The sequence below is a fragment of the Huaxiibacter chinensis genome, assembly GCF_022171985.1.
Lineage (GTDB): Bacteria > Pseudomonadota > Gammaproteobacteria > Enterobacterales > Enterobacteriaceae > Enterobacter > Enterobacter chinensis_A.
In genome coordinates, this window is sequence record NZ_JAJVHF010000062.1 from 1 (window position 1) to 909 (window position 909).

At 60.6% G+C, this 909-nt stretch carries 1 protein-coding gene; it reads left to right on the forward strand.

The genetic code is table 11. The features are described from left to right. Nucleotides 1-61 precede the first annotated feature (61 nt). Nucleotides 62-826, forward strand: coding sequence for an IS6-like element IS6100 family transposase (locus tag LZP96_RS23925; protein ID WP_001389365.1), 765 nt, complete (start codon nucleotides 62-64; stop codon nucleotides 824-826). Nucleotides 827-909 lie beyond the last annotated feature (83 nt).

Consider the following 909-nt stretch of genomic DNA (forward strand, 5'->3'; position numbering starts at 1 on the left):
GGCTCTGTTGCAAAAATCGTGAAGCTTGAGCATGCTTGGCGGAGATTGGACGGACGGAACGATGACGGATTTCAAGTGGCGCCATTTCCAGGGTGATGTGATCCTGTGGGCGGTGCGCTGGTATTGTCGCTATCCGATCAGCTATCGCGACCTTGAGGAAATGCTGGCGGAACGCGGCATTTCGGTCGACCATACGACGATCTATCGCTGGGTCCAGTGCTACGCCCCGGAGATGGAGAAGCGGCTGCGCTGGTTCTGGCGGCGTGGCTTTGATCCGAGCTGGCGCCTGGATGAAACCTACGTCAAGGTGCGGGGCAAGTGGACCTACCTGTACCGGGCAGTCGACAAGCGGGGCGACACGATCGATTTCTACCTGTCGCCGACCCGCAGCGCCAAGGCAGCGAAGCGGTTCCTGGGCAAGGCCCTGCGAGGCCTGAAGCACTGGGAAAAGCCTGCCACGCTCAATACCGACAAAGCGCCGAGCTATGGTGCAGCGATCACCGAATTGAAGCGCGAAGGAAAGCTGGACCGGGAGACGGCCCACCGGCAGGTGAAGTATCTCAATAACGTGATCGAGGCCGATCACGGAAAGCTCAAGATACTGATCAAGCCGGTGCGCGGTTTCAAATCGATCCCCACGGCCTATGCCACGATCAAGGGATTCGAAGTCATGCGAGCCCTGCGCAAAGGACAGGCTCGCCCCTGGTGCCTGCAGCCCGGCATCAGGGGCGAGGTGCGCCTTGTGGAGAGAGCTTTTGGCATTGGGCCCTCGGCGCTGACGGAGGCCATGGGCATGCTCAACCACCATTTCGCAGCAGCCGCCTGATCGGCGCAGAGCGACAGCCTACCTCTGACTGCCGCCAATCTTTGCAACAGAGCCTCCGTCGCCATGCTCACCTCGCTTTGGTG